Source organism: Vibrio sp. 10N.237.312.B06 (genome assembly GCF_041464685.1).
In the GTDB taxonomy this organism is placed as follows: domain Bacteria; phylum Pseudomonadota; class Gammaproteobacteria; order Enterobacterales; family Vibrionaceae; genus Vibrio; species Vibrio tasmaniensis_A.
The window spans coordinates 58,226-73,210 of record NZ_JBFSPI010000013.1; the positions used below are offsets into that span (position 1 = coordinate 58,226).

The following is a 14,985-nucleotide window of genomic DNA, read 5'->3' on the forward strand; positions in this document are numbered from 1 at the left end:
TGAATGGTTTCGAGGGCTAATTTCTCGCAAACCCGAGCACTACTCGCTTGCGCGTTTGGCAAGCTCTGCGTCGTTTTCTTCACGAAGCACTCGGCGCAAGATTTTACCTACATTGGTTTTTGGTAGTTCTTCACGGAACTCAATCAATTTAGGGATCTTGTAACCTGTTAGGTGTTCACGACAGTGCGCGATAATGTCTTCTTTGGTTAGGCTCGGGTCACGTTTCACAACGTAAATCTTAACCAGTTCACCTGACACTTCATGAGGTTGGCCGATAGCCGCAACTTCTAACACTTTGCCGTGTAGAGCCACTACATCTTCAATCTCGTTCGGGTAAACGTTGAAGCCCGACACTAGAATCATGTCTTTCTTACGGTCTACGATGTACAGCAAGCCTTCGTCATCAAACTTAACGATGTCACCTGTCGATAACCAACCGTCTTGATCGATCACTTCTTTGGTCGCTTCTGGACGCTGCCAGTAGCCTTGCATCACTTGAGGACCACGGACCTGCAATTCACCCACTTGGTCATTGCCAACCACTTTACCTTCATCATCAACAATACGAACTTCTGTTGATGGTACTGGTAGGCCGATTGCACCTGTGTAGTCTTTCAGATCGTATGGGTTACCTGTGACCAAAGGAGCACATTCAGTTAAACCATAGCCTTCAAGTAGGTGGACACCTGTCGCTTTCTTCCATTGCTCAGCAACAGCGCGCTGAACCGCCATACCACCGCCAACAGACAGACGCATGTTACTGAAATCCAACTCGTGGAAATCTTCGTTATTCACTAGCGCATTGAACAAGGTGTTTACGCCAGTAATCGCGGTAAACGGAACTTTTTGTAATTCTTTAATAAAGCCAGGAATGTCACGAGGGTTAGTAATCAAAAGGTTACGACCACCCATCTCAACAAACAGTAAGCAGTTCACTGTCAATGCAAATACATGGTAAAGCGGCAATGCCGTTACCACCAATTCACGGCCTTCTTGTAGCACAGGGCTGTATGCCCCTTTCGCTTGAAGTACGTTCGCAATCATATTGCGGTGCGTTAGAATTGCGCCCTTCGCTACACCCGTTGTACCACCTGTGTACTGTAGGAATGCGATGTCATCACCCGCCATAAACGGCTTCACATATTGAAGACGACGGCCTTTGTAAAGTGCCTTTCTGAATGAAATGGCACCCGGTAGATCGTACTTAGGCACCATCCCTTTCACGTATTTCACTACGAAGTCGACAATCGTACCTTTCGCTCGTGGCAACATTTGCCCAAGGCTAGTGAGTACAACGTGTTTAACCGGAGTTTTATCAACGACTTTCTCCAGTGTGCTCGCAAAGTTAGAAACGATAACAATCGCCTTTGCACCAGAGTCATTCAGTTGGTGTTCAAGTTCGCGAGGCGTGTACAGTGGGTTGACGTTCACAGCAATCATACCTGCACGCAGTACACCAAACAGTGCAATTGGGTATTGCAGCAAGTTTGGCATCATCAGCGCGACACGATCGCCTTTCTTCAGTTTTAGATCATTCTGCAAGTAAGCAGCAAAAGCACGACTGCGCTCTTCAAGCTTACGGAATGTCATAATCGATCCCATGTTCTCGAATGCAGGTTGGTCGGCGAACTTCTGTACCGACTGTTCAAACATTTCAATGAGAGATTGGTACTGATCTGGGTTGATCGTTTCTGGTACGTCACTTGGATAACGTGAAAGCCAAGGTTTATCCACGATGTTACTCCTCGTTTATCAGCTGACGACTGCTTCGCCGCTTTTTATCATTGCGGTATTACAGCACAGCTTTAGTGCATGAGCACTAAAAGGCTCAAACACTTGTTTAAATTTTGTTAACTACACCAAGAATTAGCTCTGAAACTAGCTCTGGGCTCTCTAAATGACAATGATGTCCGCCAGGAATCGTCTCTATATTCAGAGGACTATGCGCTGATTTGTAGCGATTATGCTGCAAATGTCGGAATCCATCATTTCCTAGGATTATTAAGTGAGGGCATTCAATCGCCGCCATAATCGCTTCAGCGTGCGCCTGTGACATTCGATATAACGAGTCACATTTTAGATTAGGGTCGCATCGCCATTGCCAAGAGTTCTCAAACTCGACAATACCTCGCTCAACAATAGGAGCGATTAATTCAGCATTAATTTGGTTGGCGTAAGCTCTCAGCTTAATAGCATCCTCAAGGCTTGCCAGAGGACGTGAAGGCTTTCTTCGCTGTCGAAGACGACTAAGTACCCCATCCCTCAAGCGAGAGACTGTTTCGTGGGGAGCTTCAGAAAGAGGTCCGTGACCTTCAATTTGAATTAATCCTGACACATTTTCAGGAAAGGCGGCACTATAGCAACTTGCTATCAATGCACCAAGTGAATGTCCTACCAGTACCAGTCTGTTTGGCGATAATTTGGTCACTAGCTGGTGTAAATCATCAATATAATCGTGAAATGGGTAGTAACTCCCCGACTTATGCGACGAGAAACCGTGCCCAAAAAGATCGATCGCAACTAAGTGAGTATCTGAAGAAAGCTTAGAGACTTGCTGCATGACCTGAGTAAAACTTGCGGAATTGTCTAGCCAGCCATGAATAAAAACGACCGTCGTTACGGTCGTTTGTGGGTTGCCAATCTGTTGTGTTGCAAGTGTCCCGCTCGCAAGGGAATATGACTGTTCAATCATTGATAGTATGGTGTCCCTGTCATTGGGTATGTCGAGTTAAGGTTCGACTATTGCACATCTTGAATCACACGCCCTGACTTAGGCATGGTTTGAAAGCTGCGACAATGTAAACTGCGGCAAGAGTAGTAAGTTGGCGCAAAGTCATTAATAACCACTCTTTCAGTGATCTGCCATAAACGTTGATTGTAGACATTCATGACTGGGAAAGTGTAAGGGTATTCACCAACCATACCGTCTTCAGTGCTATTTGATGTGCCAACTAAAGTAACTAAACGACCCTCAGCAAAGCTCAATGGTTCAACATAGCCGTCAATGTAACCAACAAAACGTCCTTTTGGTTCGGCATCAATATCAGGCTTACCACTACTAGAGATAGGTAAGTTCACCACTTCAACACGCGTTTTATCTTTCAGATTAGTGACTTTAGCAATCACGCCACCCAAACGAACATCACCGGCATCCGGTAGTGTGTTTACCCACTCTTGGTAGTCAGTTACCACCTGTTCTGAGTTTGCATTAAGTTCTTTAGGTAAAGAGGAGCACCCCATCACCATCGTAGAGAAAGCGACAAGGAAAAATAAGCGAGATTTAGATATGAGAGAATACATAATGCAGCTCCTTAGAGCAGGATAAATGAAAACACAAAGCTAGATATAAATATCGACCCCAATTAGCTTTGCAAGTTCCTCTTTTTTAGCTTGATTCATCACATCCATATACTCCTCCATCGCACGTCGTCCGCGCCCTTCTGGAAGATCATATTGAATCTGAGCCTTGTGAATTTCAGATTCTTTGACCTGGCGAATAGAATGCGAGACAGCATTCGCGACCTTTGTTGGCTGACCAACAGAGGTCTTTGCATCACCTTTTTTTACCTCATTCTTTTTGTTGGTTCGATTGGTTTTAGATGTATTGCCTATCGAAGAAGGAGGTAAGCCGTTGATTGAAACCATGCTTAAAGAATTTATTACCTAATTTTAATAACGGCTCTACAAAATAAACTGCAGAGCCAAAGTAATACGTATTTACTCGCGACCAGGCAGTTTTTTCCAAGTCACTTTATCACGTAAGTAAACCGGCTCAGACTCTTCAGCTGCAACCGCTTTGCCTTCAGCATAAGCAAATTGAGCAAGGAACGCCATGTCTTGAGCTTCTGGGAATAGCACTTCACACACTTTGGTGTTGATCGCTAGTGTGTCCATGTGCTCTGCATACGCTTCCCAACCGGTGCCGACTTTTGCCCATGTCTCAGAATCCGCTTCAAGCTGTTCAGCCAATTCGCTTGGAGGCGTCACACATTCCGCATCGACCGCAGTCCAACGACCATCATCTTCACGGCTGTAACGAGCCCAGTAAACTTCACTCATGCGAGCATCAATTGCTGTTGCAACATGAGTTTCGCCAAATTTACGGTAGCTGCCTTGCGCCATCGCTGCCAGTGTAGACACACCGATCATCGGCAAATCAGCACCAAAAGCTAAGCCTTGAGCAATACCAATGCCAATACGTACACCCGTGAAACTGCCCGGGCCTTGGCCAAACGCGATCGCGTCGATATCGGTTAAAGCAACATTCGCTTCTTTCAATACTTCATCAACCATAGGTAGAATTTTTTTCGTATGGTCTCGAGGTGCCTCTTCGCTACGTGCGAACACCTGGTCACCCATTACTAGTGCAACTGAACAGTTTTCAGTTGCGGTATCTACTGCAAGAATTTTCGCGCTCATTTGTGTCTCAAATATTCGTTATCTAATCTAAAAATAATGGCTAAGCTCAACAATGCTAATTACTCAGCAGCGGTTGAATGGTCTTTAGCTAAGAATTCTTTAATGACCCCTAAGTCACGAGTACGTGGGATAGGCGGTAAACTCGCCAAAAATATGCCACCGTAATCGCGAGTCACCAATCGGTTGTCGCAGATAATCAAAGCGCCATTATCGCGCTTATCACGTATCAATCGACCGACACCTTGTTTCAAGGTAATCACTGCGTCTGGCAATTGTACTTGTGCAAAAGGATCACCCCCTTTCAACTTACAGTCTTCAATTCGAGCCTTAAGCAAAGGGTCATCAGGGGCTGTAAAGGGCAATTTATCGATGATAACACAGCTTAATGCATCGCCCCTAACATCTATGCCTTCCCAGAAAGCACCAGTGGCCACCAGCAATGCATTACCTAATTCCATGAATTCTGCTAAGGTTTTTTGCTTACTTGTCTCACCTTGCAGCAGAACGGGAACCGAGAGCGTTTCGCGGAACCGTTCACCCAACTCTTTCATCATGCTGTGTGAGGTACATAAGAAGAAACAGCGACCTTGGTTTTGCTCAATCACAGGGGTCAGCATTCTTACTAGCTTGTCCGCTAAGCCCGGGCTATTCGGTTCTGGTAGATAGCGAGGCACACACAAACGCGCCTGATTTGGGTAATCAAACGGGCTCGGTAGTGAAAATTGTGCTGACGGTTTTAGCCCAAGCCGTGAGGTGAAATGGTCGAAATCGTCCGACACCGCCAAAGTTGCAGAGGTAAACACCCAAGCACCCGGTTTTAGCTCAATCTGCTCATGGAATTTGTCGGCGACTGAGAGTGGCGTGATGTGCAAAGCAAAGTGTCGTGGCGTGGTGTCATACCAATACGAATAACCAGTAATCGACACGTCACATACACGTTCAATGCGCGACTTGATCATAGTGGCGCGTTCAAAAGCCGTGTCTAACAACTGGCTTCGACCCAATGCTAATTTCAATACATCAACGGCCAATTGCAACGCATCTTGTAAGCGAACTAACTCTCTCGCAATCGACTCTGACTTCAATGCTTCACGCCAGTTACCGCGAAAGCCCGTATCGCCAAGCACAATGCGTAGATCGGCTGACGATTGAACGAGCCTATCCCCTACTTTCTGCAGTTGGCGCATGTCTTTGGCTTCAGTTCGGTAAGCAATTTCAATGTCCTTGGCTAGCTCTTGGATCTGTCGGCTGGAAACCGATTGTCCGAAGTATTGGCTAGCGATATCGGGAAGTTGGTGCGCTTCATCGAAGATAAACACATCGGCTTCAGGTATCAGCTCACCAAACCCGGTTTCTTTGATCGCTAAATCCGCGAGGAACAAGTGGTGGTTCACTACAACAACATCAGAATCCATCGCTTTTTTACGCGCCTTCAGCACAAAGCAATCGGTGTAGCTTGGGCACTCTTTGCCTAAGCAGTTGTCGTTAGTCGAGGTAATGGTTGGAATGACGGGGCTATCTTCAGCAATATCATCACAGTCACCTAAATCGCCAGTTTGAGTCGCTGACGACCAGCTGCGCACTTTCACCAACTGAGCTAACAGCGTTGGATCGGTGTGAGTGCCATGGCTCTCGATCATTTGACGACTGAGCCTGTCCAAGCACAAATAGTTTGAACGGCCTTTGAGTAACGCAACCTGACCATAAAAACCAAGCGCATCGACCATCAATGGTAAATCTCGGTGAAACAGCTGTTCTTGAAGGTTTTTAGACCCCGTACTGATGATCGTTTTCTTACCACTCAGCAGTGCTGGAACTAGATAAGCAAACGTCTTACCTGTCCCCGTTCCCGCTTCAACGACCAATTGGCTCTGTTGTTCAATAGCCTGTGAAACCGCTTCAGCCATGTCTAGCTGAGCTTGTCGAGGTTGGAACCCAGGGATCGCTTTACCCAAAGCACCATCAGCAGAAAACGTTTTAGATATCATAGAGTACGAAGTTTAGAAAAATAGAAAGAGAATTATGGCAGGTTTAGTGAGCCGGCGCGAATCAAGAATGACTTCGCACCGGAGGTGTTTGGTTCGGGTTAAGCTACCTAGAAGGTAAGAATTGAAGAAATAAAAATCAAAGAATCGTTATTATTTTCGGCTGAGATAACGCGACAACCAAGGGGCACCTTCAAAATGATTATCGCAAGGCTGCATGGCTTTCACTGCATCGGTTGGTGAGGTTTTACTTTCCCACATTTCATCTAGAACATTACCATCTAACTCTGTACTTCCCGCTAATGAATTCACTCGTTTGCAGTACAGTTTTTTTGCTAGTAACTCTTTATCCATAAGTATCACCTCTATTTTTGGCCAAAGCGTCAATGCCTCGGTTGAAGTTCAAATGCGTACTACGGTCAAAACTTGAAAAATGAAGCTTCTGCCTTTTTTTCTATCGAAAAACTGATATTTCTATATAAAACAATTTATCGATGCGATAAATGAGCAGCAGAATTTGTTGAAACCAACTTGATAATAGATTAATTATAACGGTGATACTGCGGCTCAGTTCACCGTTCGACGGCCTGCATTAAATTTTGAAGAATCCCGATTTCATATAATAAGTGCAACATTCATGGAAGTAAGACGCAAATGGAAAGAAAAACTTTATTAACACATTGTACTGACGCCCCTGGCCTCATCTCAAAGATCACCAACATTTGTTATAAGCACCAACTCAATATTATTCACAATAATGAGTTCGTTGATAACACAAGTGGCCACTTCTTTATGCGCACCGAGCTAGAGGGCTACTTCAATGACGAAACCTTACTCGCCGATTTAGACCAAGCCCTGCCAGAAAACACAAAACGTAAGCTGGTTGATTCATCTCGTAAGCGTGTTGTGATTCTGGTAACTAAAGAAGCACACTGCCTTGGCGATATTCTGATGAAGAACTTCGATGGCAGTTTAGATGTTGATATTGCGGCAGTAGTTGGTAACTACGATACACTGCAAAGCCTAACCGAGCGTTTTGATATCCCTTACCACCATGTTTCTCACGAAGGACTAAACCGTGAAGAACATGAGAAGAAGATGCTTGAAGTCATTGACCAGTATGAGGCGGACTATCTAGTGCTTGCTAAATACATGCGAGTGCTGACGCCGGGGTTTGTTGAGAAGTACAACCACAAAATCATCAACATTCACCACAGTTTCTTGCCAGCATTCATTGGTGCTAAGCCATACCAGCAAGCTTACGAGCGCGGTGTGAAGATCATTGGTGCAACGGCGCACTTTGTGACAAACGATCTCGATGAAGGTCCAATCATCAAGCAAGATGTTATCCCAGTGGATCACAACTTCAGCGCAAAAGACATGGCACAAGCGGGTCGTGATGTAGAGAAGAACGTGTTGAGCAAGGCTTTAAACAAAGTGATCAACGATCATGTGTTTGTTTACGGCAACAAGACCGTGATTCTGTAGGTCGGAGGTTCGATTTCCGGTAAGACTTCCAGTTAAAATCCAATAAAAAACGCGCAATAGGGTTAATCCATTGCGCGTTTTTTGTATCTGATGATCTGAATAGCTTTATGAGATTTCCGACTACGGGAATGACGAACTCGGTGATGAATCTTATAACTATAGGCTCTAACATGCGCCCTCGAACACTCAGACTGTCAGCATCTAAAGGTAGACTCCGGCAAACACCATCAAACACCCCGTCATTCCGACGAGCCTTGGTGAGTTCAGGAATCTATTCCCAGCCACTCTCTAATCAAATTAGGCCTGTTCTGACTCAACAATCTTCTTCAAAGAGTGTGGATGCAGCTTAATGCAAATCCCTTGATGCTTGAATGCAACCGTTGGATTATTCAAACGTTCACCCTCGCCTTTCGGGCTAGAGAGTTTTATCTTAACGCCTTGCTCAGCCAAGGTTTCAAACTTAGCGGCAAACTGTGGGTAGGTTTCTTTAAGATCAGCTAGATACTCATCGGCCGTTTGTGCGTGAGAAGGAATCACAAACTCTACATGCTCCCAATCTTGGCTCGGGTAAATCTTGCCTTCAGCTGGGTATGGAAGCTCTAAACATTCAATCTTCCAGCCAAGGCTTTGCAATGGTTTATCGAAAGCCAACACCACAATGGGACGACCATTGATCATCGCTTCTGAAATCGTAGAGCCGTATTCAGACCATGCTTGATGTGCTGATTTCGCAAGCTCAGTTTCATTGATTCTTAATGCAATATGATCTGCTTGAGCAAAACTTAAATCCAAACCCAGCACATTTCCGAGGTTCTCAATTTTCGTCATAAACGTATCAAGGCGTGCAATCATTTGTTGTGGTTCTAGTTCAGCTTGCTTCAGGCTCATCGTCATTGTCTATGTTCTCCAAATAATGGCAGCATGGTATCAGTTTTACTTCCAGCAACAAGCGCTGCTTTGACAAAAAACACTCAAAAAGTACCGTGTCTTACTTTCCTAAATAGACAAACTTGGCTTGGTCAAAGTTGATTGTCAAAAACCCCTCAGGAAATGTTAATTTTCTATCAATTCGACCTATAAGAAAGCCCACAAAATTGGTATGATTAACGCCATTTTTGTGAACTTAAACAGAGTCTGTTGTTCATTTCAGCATTAAATCGTTAACTAGAAGCATAATTAGCCAAATTTAATGCCCACGAAATAACGGCTACTCTTATTCATCCTTGAATTGAAGGAAACGCGTGTGAATATCCAAGCACTGATTAATGACAAAGTATCTCAGGCTCTAGAAGCCGCTGGCGCACCTGCAGGCTCTCCTGCGGCTGTCCGTCAATCTGCAAAACCACAATTTGGTGACTACCAAGCAAACGGCATTATGGGTGTTGCTAAACGACTAGGCACTAACCCTCGAGAATTTGCTCAAAAAGTATTGGACGTTCTAAACCTAGACGGTATCGCTTCTAAAGTTGAAATCGCAGGTCCAGGTTTCCTAAACATCTTCCTAGATGAAACGTTCCTGGCACAACAAGCAGACGCAGCGCTTGCTGACTCTCGCCTTGGTGTTTCAGCCGCAGAAGCACAAACGATTGTTGCTGACTACTCAGCTCCAAACGTTGCAAAAGAAATGCACGTAGGCCACTTACGTTCAACGATCATCGGTGATGCTGTTGTTCGTACACTTGAGTTCTTAGGTCACAAAGTTATCCGTGCTAACCACATTGGTGACTGGGGTACTCAATTCGGTATGCTTATCGCAAACCTTGAGCGCATCCAAGCTGAAACTGGTGAAGTTTCAATGGAACTGTCAGATCTTGAACAGTTCTACCGTGAATCTAAAAAGCTTTACGACGAAGACGAAGAATTCGCAGTGAAAGCTCGTGGCTACGTAGTGAAACTGCAAGGTGGCGACGCATACTGTGCTGAAATGTGGAAAAAGCTGGTTGACGTAACCATGGTTCAAAACCAACGTAACTACGATCGCCTGAACGTATCACTGACACGTGATGATGTGATGGGTGAAAGTATGTACAACCATATGCTTTCAAACATCGTTTCTGACCTACAAACACAAGGTCTAGCAAAAGAGTCTGACGGCGCACAAGTTGTATTCCTAGACGAATACAAAAACAAAGATGGCGACCCTATGGGCGTTATCGTGCAAAAACGTGACGGTGGCTTCCTGTACACCACCACCGATATTGCATGTGCTAAATACCGTTTTGAAGAACTGGGCGCAGACCGCGTACTTTACTTCATCGACTCTCGTCAGCACCAACATCTAATGCAAGCTTGGACTATCGTTCGTAAAGCGGGTTATGTTCCTGAGTCTGTATCTCTTGAGCACCACGCGTTCGGCATGATGCTAGGTAAAGATGGCAAGCCATTTAAAACTCGTGCTGGCGGTACAGTGCGTCTTGCTGACCTTCTGGACGAAGCGGAAGTACGTGCAACTCAGTTGATTGAATCTAAAAACCCTGAGCTAGCAGAAGACGAGAAGAAAACCATTGCGAACACAGTAGCAATGGCAGCAGTTAAATACGCAGACCTTTCTAAGCACCGTACCACTGATTACGTGTTCGACTGGGAAAACATGCTGGCATTTGAAGGCAACACAGCACCGTACATGCAGTACGCATACACTCGTGTCGCTTCAATCTTTGCTAAAGCAGGCATTTCTATGGACTCTCTAGAAGGTGAAATCAAAATCACTGAAGAGAAAGAGAAAGCCCTTATCGCGAAACTTCTACAATTTGAAGAAGCGGTACAGTCTGTTGCTCGTGAAGGTCAACCACACATCATGTGTAGCTACCTGTTCGAACTTGCTGGTCAATTCTCTAGCTTCTACGAAGCATGCCCTATCCTTGTGGCTGAAGATGAAACCGTTAAACAGAGCCGCCTGAAGCTTGCTGCACTGACAGCTAAGACTATCAAGCAAGGCCTGTCGCTTCTAGGTATCGAAACTCTAGAGCGCATGTAAGCGATTCGAGATTCGAGATTCGAGATTCGAGATTCGAGAAAATTAAAAAGGTTGATGTGAAAGCATCAACCTTTTGTTTTATCTAACGTATACTGATACCAATCGTAGTAAATAACTAATCATCCTAGCTGGTTAAAACGCTCGATGACTGCGTTAGAATTTTTGATTGTAGAGTAACTACTTATCAAAAAAATCTGCCTTGTTCTCAAACCTTTTTCCTGCGCTATTTCTGATCATTTACTTACTGTGATTGGTATGACTTCAAGAAATCGAAATGGATAATAATAATGAGCTTTGAACTTCACCCACAGTTAGCAAAAGACACCACGATTATCGGCGAATTTCCACTAAGCTTGGCGCTGCTAAGCAAAGACAGTGCAGTGCCTTGGGTTATCTTGGTACCCAAACGCGCCAACCTAAAAGAGTTGCACCATCTACCAATGAAAGAACAACAGCAGTTCTTGCTTGAGTCTCAAGCGGTAAGCCAAGCATTAGAAGCGACATTCCAACCAGACAAATTAAACCTAGGCGCGCTAGGTAACATGGTGCCACAACTGCACATTCACCATATTGCGCGTTTCAAAAATGACATCGCATGGCCAGGACCAGTATGGGGAAACACTAAAGGTGAGCAGCGTACGGAAGAAGAACAAGCTGCAATCCATACTCGTATCCAAAACGTTTTGTCGCTGAGTTCTATCTTCAAGAAGGCGTAATTTGAGTTGGTCTCATTGAGCTTTAAAGCAAGACAGTTCAGAAAAGACACATAACAAAAAGCCGCTCACCTAAAATAGGTGAGCGGCTTTTTTATTGTCTAATCTCGTCGCTTTCAACGAGAGTATGAGACCTGAACTACATCATCACATTCAGTGACAAACCATCTTGTTTGCTGATGGTGTAGCGAATACGTGTTGTATGGCCATGCTTATTGGTGTCGACCAAGCGAGATATCTTGCCTTTCTTGACCCACACTCCCAGCATAGCATCGATACCGTCTTCACTTACCCCAAACTTAGATGCAAGCTCACTACGAGCAGCAACACCTTCGTTATCAATGTATTGATGAAGTTCAGTTAAAATCATACTACTTGCACCTCAAGTGCTTTTTGCTTACTGCCGATTTTCTTGAAGATGCGATACGTCACCACAAAACCACCAGCAATTGCCACCATCCACACAGCACTACTTACTGGGTGTACAGCGAAGTTTGCTGCTTGGTAATAGAAGGTCGCACCGAAGTAACCAAGTGCCATTGTCCAAACTGCGATGAAGCGGGCAAACGTCTGACCAAATTCACGAACATAAGCACCCATCGCTGCCACACAAGGTGTGTAAAGCAAGATTAGGATTAAGTAAGCAAACGCAGCGTGGCCTGATACAAACTTATCTTTCAAGTTACCAAAGATCGAAGTATCAACCTCTTGATCAGCAGCCACAGAACTAGAGTCAGACAAGTCACCAACTTCAATGCCTAATGGATCTGAATAGCTCAAACCAGCAAGGTTTTCAGGAATGGTCATTACAGCTTCTTCTAAACTTGCCGCTAGATCAAACTCAGCCGCTTCTTCATCAGAAGGTGTAGTGTATAAGCTATTTAGCGTACCAACCACGGCTTCTTTCGCAAAAATACCGGTAATGATACCAACCGTTGCAGGCCAGTTCTCTTCAGTAATACCAATCGGTTGGAACACTGGAGTTACAACTTGAGCCGCTTTAGATAGCACAGAACTTTCACTGTCTTCGTTACCAAAACTGCCGTCCATACCTAATGAATTCAAGAAACTCAGAATTGCCACAACCATTACAATGGTTTTACCTGCGCCAAGCACGAAACGTTTCAGCTTCTGCCAAGTTTTCAGCATCACGTTTTGCACGGTCGGCAATTCGTAATCCGGCATTTCCATAACCAAGCTATCGCTGCTACCAGGATAGATAGTATTTTTAAGGAACAAGCCCGTAAACACAGAAGCCAGAATACCCATGATGTACAGAGCGAACACAACGTTTTGTCCAGCACCAGGAAAGAATGCAGCAGCAAACAGTGCGTATACAGGTAGACGAGCACCACATGACATAAACGGTGCCATTGATGCGGCGAGTTTACGTTCGCGCTCTTGGTCAAGAGTACGAGTTGCCATGATAGAAGGTACGTTACAGCCAAAACCCAGAACAAGTGGTACAAATGCTTTGCCCGGTAAGCCAATCTTCTGCATCACTTTATCCAGTACAAATGCAGCGCGGGCCATGTAGCCTGAACTTTCTAGTACCGCTAAGAATAAGTAAAGCGCGGCAATAACCGGAATAAAGGTCGCAACCGTTTGGATACCGCCACCAATACCATCAGCAAGAACGGTGACTAGCCAAACCGGTAAGTGACCATCTAATAAGTGATGTCCGCCATCAACTAATATTGCGCCAACACCAATATCGAAGAAGTCGATAAACGCGCTACCGATATTGATAGAGAACATAAACATTAGGTACATGATGACGAAGAAGAAAGGAATCCCGACCCATTTATTCAAAATGAATTGATCGGCTTTCTCTGTGAAATTACGGCTCAGTTTGCCTTCGCTACGACGAACTCGTTTACAAAGTTCATGTAAGAAAGTGTATTTAGCGTCAGCAACAGCAAGATCAATATCGAAATCGGCACCAAGACGCACACTATCAATTTGAGTGCGAGTTTGTGGGGCCAAACCATTCAATACCAAGTAATCATTTTCTAAAGCACGAATCGCTAGCGCTCGGTGAGATACGTCAGCATCATCAAATTGTGACTCAACAGAAGGAATAAGAGCTTCTAACGCGGCATCGTAATCAATAGAGATAGGATCAAGACTCACACCTTGAACCAGAAGCTTATGCAAACGCTCTTTAAAACGAACCACTTGCCCTTTATCGTTTGCTGACAAGCTTAGAACCGGGCAACCTAGCTCTTTTTCTAGAGCCTTAAGATTAATCACCTGACGCTCACGCTTTAATACATCCATTTTGTTCAATACAACGATCATTGGGCGACCCAACTCTCGCAATTGTAATGTCATGTATAAGCTTCTTTCCAAACAGCTAGCATCAACAACATTGATGATCACGTCCGCTGGGTGAGTAAGCACGGCGCGTGATGCAATCGACTCATCGATACTGTTTGCATCATTGCCACTGTCTAGTGCATAAATGCCTGGTAAATCCGTTAACTGAAATTGATCACCAGCGTGCGAATATAAACCGGTTTTCTTTTCTACGGTCACACCAACCCAGTTACCAACGTGCTGTTTTGCGCCAGTTAATGCGTTAAATAATGTTGTTTTACCACTATTAGGGTTACCAACAGTAAGAACTTGATAATCCATTTAGATAACCTCGATTTGTTCTGCAATGCTTTCACGAATGGCTATAGAAACACCTCTCACTTCAACTTGAAGCGGATCACCCATAGGTGCACGACGGATAAGTGTCACCTCGGTTTTTGGCAACATGCCCATAACCATTAGTTTTTTTCTAACGTCTGGTGTTAAACCTGTAAGTGCAACAATAGAAGCCGCTTTTCCTTGCTCTAGTTGTGAGAGTTTCATAAGTACCCAGTTCGAGATTGATAATGAGAAAGATTGTTATTACCGACATAATACACGCACATACCCACAATTCTATTGTGTGAAATCAATGTTTTCGAAAATACACTCTCGTAAATTTCGTTAAAAACGTTTACGTCAAAAACGTCACTTTCAACAATTAGTGGGGACTACCTCACTAGTACGCGTCAACCAGAAAACAATAAAACACTAATAATCAACAGCTTATAATAATGTCGGTTTTCTTACAGTCATCTGTCGTTAATTTTATAAGCAAAACAAGTCGCTACCCGTATAGTTACTCCATCGAAGAGAAACTCTTTCTCTTTAATTTTATTCCAGAGGTGATGTGGCTTGCCATATCACTCCGGCAGCAAGCGAAGGTGTCATTGGCACCCGTGGTATAGTCCCCCCGGCTATACCACGATATTTTTTTTCTTCCTTTTGTTTTAACCCAAAAACCTTTTTAAACTCACCCAACTATCGTTATATCTCGTATCTCGTATCTCGTATCTCGTATCTCGTATCTCGTATCTCGTATCTC

General features: G+C 44.4%; 14 protein-coding genes. 3 read left to right on the top strand and 11 right to left on the bottom strand.

Features of this window, described 5'->3' with window-relative positions; translation table 11 throughout:
- Nucleotides 1–39: 39 nt before the first annotated feature.
- From fadD to AB6C75_RS05710, 7 genes are all read right to left on the bottom strand, one after another.
- Nucleotides 40–1,734 carry a long-chain-fatty-acid--CoA ligase FadD gene (gene fadD, locus AB6C75_RS05680; RefSeq protein WP_009847299.1) on the bottom strand — a complete coding sequence of 565 codons (1,695 nt, stop codon included), beginning with the start codon at nucleotides 1,732–1,734 and terminating at the stop codon, nucleotides 40–42.
- Nucleotides 1,735–1,840: 106 nt separating this feature from the next.
- Nucleotides 1,841–2,692 (bottom strand): alpha/beta fold hydrolase, encoded by an 852-nt coding sequence (locus AB6C75_RS05685; RefSeq protein WP_372107257.1) that lies wholly within the window; start codon nucleotides 2,690–2,692, stop codon nucleotides 1,841–1,843.
- Between the two features lie 47 nt (nucleotides 2,693–2,739).
- Complete coding sequence (locus tag AB6C75_RS05690) at nucleotides 2,740–3,300, bottom strand: Slp family lipoprotein (protein WP_009847301.1); 561 nt, start codon at nucleotides 3,298–3,300, stop codon at nucleotides 2,740–2,742.
- A 39-nt stretch (nucleotides 3,301–3,339) separates the two neighbouring features.
- Nucleotides 3,340–3,645 (bottom strand): hypothetical protein, encoded by a 306-nt coding sequence (locus tag AB6C75_RS05695; protein ID WP_009847302.1) that lies wholly within the window; start codon nucleotides 3,643–3,645, stop codon nucleotides 3,340–3,342.
- A gap of 72 nt (nucleotides 3,646–3,717) precedes the next feature.
- The gene (gene tsaB / locus AB6C75_RS05700; protein ID WP_372107259.1) at nucleotides 3,718–4,419 is read right to left on the bottom strand and encodes a tRNA (adenosine(37)-N6)-threonylcarbamoyltransferase complex dimerization subunit type 1 TsaB; all 702 of its coding nucleotides are present in this window, start codon (nucleotides 4,417–4,419) and stop codon (nucleotides 3,718–3,720) included.
- 59 nt (nucleotides 4,420–4,478) lie between these two features.
- On the bottom strand, nucleotides 4,479–6,407 hold the full coding sequence (locus AB6C75_RS05705) for an ATP-dependent DNA helicase (protein ID WP_012604520.1): 1,929 nt from the start codon (nucleotides 6,405–6,407) through the stop codon (nucleotides 4,479–4,481).
- A 150-nt stretch (nucleotides 6,408–6,557) separates the two neighbouring features.
- Nucleotides 6,558–6,758 (bottom strand): hypothetical protein, encoded by a 201-nt coding sequence (locus tag AB6C75_RS05710; protein ID WP_009847305.1) that lies wholly within the window; start codon nucleotides 6,756–6,758, stop codon nucleotides 6,558–6,560.
- A 300-nt stretch (nucleotides 6,759–7,058) separates the two neighbouring features.
- Between AB6C75_RS05710 and purU the strand changes: the two genes are divergently transcribed.
- On the top strand, nucleotides 7,059–7,892 hold the full coding sequence (gene purU / locus AB6C75_RS05715) for a formyltetrahydrofolate deformylase (RefSeq protein ID WP_012604522.1): 834 nt from the start codon (nucleotides 7,059–7,061) through the stop codon (nucleotides 7,890–7,892).
- Between the two features lie 297 nt (nucleotides 7,893–8,189).
- Here purU and AB6C75_RS05720 read toward each other — a convergent pair whose 3' ends face one another.
- Complete coding sequence (locus AB6C75_RS05720) at nucleotides 8,190–8,786, bottom strand: VOC family protein (RefSeq protein ID WP_371695685.1); 597 nt, start codon at nucleotides 8,784–8,786, stop codon at nucleotides 8,190–8,192.
- A 349-nt stretch (nucleotides 8,787–9,135) separates the two neighbouring features.
- On the opposite strand from AB6C75_RS05720, the gene argS reads away from it, so the two are divergent.
- Together argS and AB6C75_RS05730 are read left to right on the top strand one after the other, a co-directional pair.
- Nucleotides 9,136–10,869: an arginine--tRNA ligase gene (argS, locus tag AB6C75_RS05725; RefSeq protein ID WP_009847308.1), complete on the top strand. Its 1,734-nt coding sequence runs from the start codon at nucleotides 9,136–9,138 to the stop codon at nucleotides 10,867–10,869.
- Between the two features lie 287 nt (nucleotides 10,870–11,156).
- On the top strand, nucleotides 11,157–11,585 hold the full coding sequence (locus AB6C75_RS05730) for an HIT domain-containing protein (protein ID WP_122046050.1): 429 nt from the start codon (nucleotides 11,157–11,159) through the stop codon (nucleotides 11,583–11,585).
- Nucleotides 11,586–11,721: 136 nt separating this feature from the next.
- On the opposite strand, the gene AB6C75_RS05735 is transcribed toward AB6C75_RS05730, so the two are convergent.
- The 3 genes from AB6C75_RS05735 to AB6C75_RS05745 are packed head-to-tail and all read right to left on the bottom strand — an operon-like array spanning nucleotide 11,722 to nucleotide 14,444.
- Nucleotides 11,722–11,952: a FeoC-like transcriptional regulator gene (locus tag AB6C75_RS05735; RefSeq protein ID WP_009847310.1), complete on the bottom strand. Its 231-nt coding sequence runs from the start codon at nucleotides 11,950–11,952 to the stop codon at nucleotides 11,722–11,724.
- The gene (gene feoB / locus AB6C75_RS05740; RefSeq protein ID WP_065679333.1) at nucleotides 11,949–14,222 is read right to left on the bottom strand and encodes a Fe(2+) transporter permease subunit FeoB; all 2,274 of its coding nucleotides are present in this window, start codon (nucleotides 14,220–14,222) and stop codon (nucleotides 11,949–11,951) included. The genes AB6C75_RS05735 and feoB overlap by 4 nt, the downstream gene beginning before the upstream one ends.
- Complete coding sequence (locus AB6C75_RS05745) at nucleotides 14,223–14,444, bottom strand: FeoA family protein (protein WP_004734203.1); 222 nt, start codon at nucleotides 14,442–14,444, stop codon at nucleotides 14,223–14,225.
- Nucleotides 14,445–14,985: the final 541 nt, after the last annotated feature.

What these genes read in the sequence shown, in the direction of transcription:
- tsaB (WP_372107259.1), bottom strand. Translation starts at nt 4,419, where the DNA reads ATGAGCGCGAAAATTCTTGCAGTAGATACCGCAACTGAAAACTGTTCA.
- AB6C75_RS05685 (WP_372107257.1), bottom strand. Translation starts at nt 2,692, where the DNA reads ATGATTGAACAGTCATATTCCCTTGCGAGCGGGACACTTGCAACACAA.
- purU (WP_012604522.1), top strand. Translation starts at nt 7,059, where the DNA reads ATGGAAAGAAAAACTTTATTAACACATTGTACTGACGCCCCTGGCCTC.
- AB6C75_RS05720 (WP_371695685.1), bottom strand. Translation starts at nt 8,786, where the DNA reads ATGACGATGAGCCTGAAGCAAGCTGAACTAGAACCACAACAAATGATT.
- AB6C75_RS05695 (WP_009847302.1), bottom strand. Translation starts at nt 3,645, where the DNA reads ATGGTTTCAATCAACGGCTTACCTCCTTCTTCGATAGGCAATACATCT.
- feoB (WP_065679333.1), bottom strand. Translation starts at nt 14,222, where the DNA reads ATGGATTATCAAGTTCTTACTGTTGGTAACCCTAATAGTGGTAAAACA.
- AB6C75_RS05705 (WP_012604520.1), bottom strand. Translation starts at nt 6,407, where the DNA reads ATGATATCTAAAACGTTTTCTGCTGATGGTGCTTTGGGTAAAGCGATC.
- AB6C75_RS05735 (WP_009847310.1), bottom strand. Translation starts at nt 11,952, where the DNA reads ATGATTTTAACTGAACTTCATCAATACATTGATAACGAAGGTGTTGCT.
- AB6C75_RS05710 (WP_009847305.1), bottom strand. Translation starts at nt 6,758, where the DNA reads ATGGATAAAGAGTTACTAGCAAAAAAACTGTACTGCAAACGAGTGAAT.
- AB6C75_RS05730 (WP_122046050.1), top strand. Translation starts at nt 11,157, where the DNA reads ATGAGCTTTGAACTTCACCCACAGTTAGCAAAAGACACCACGATTATC.
- AB6C75_RS05745 (WP_004734203.1), bottom strand. Translation starts at nt 14,444, where the DNA reads ATGAAACTCTCACAACTAGAGCAAGGAAAAGCGGCTTCTATTGTTGCA.
- AB6C75_RS05690 (WP_009847301.1), bottom strand. Translation starts at nt 3,300, where the DNA reads ATGTATTCTCTCATATCTAAATCTCGCTTATTTTTCCTTGTCGCTTTC.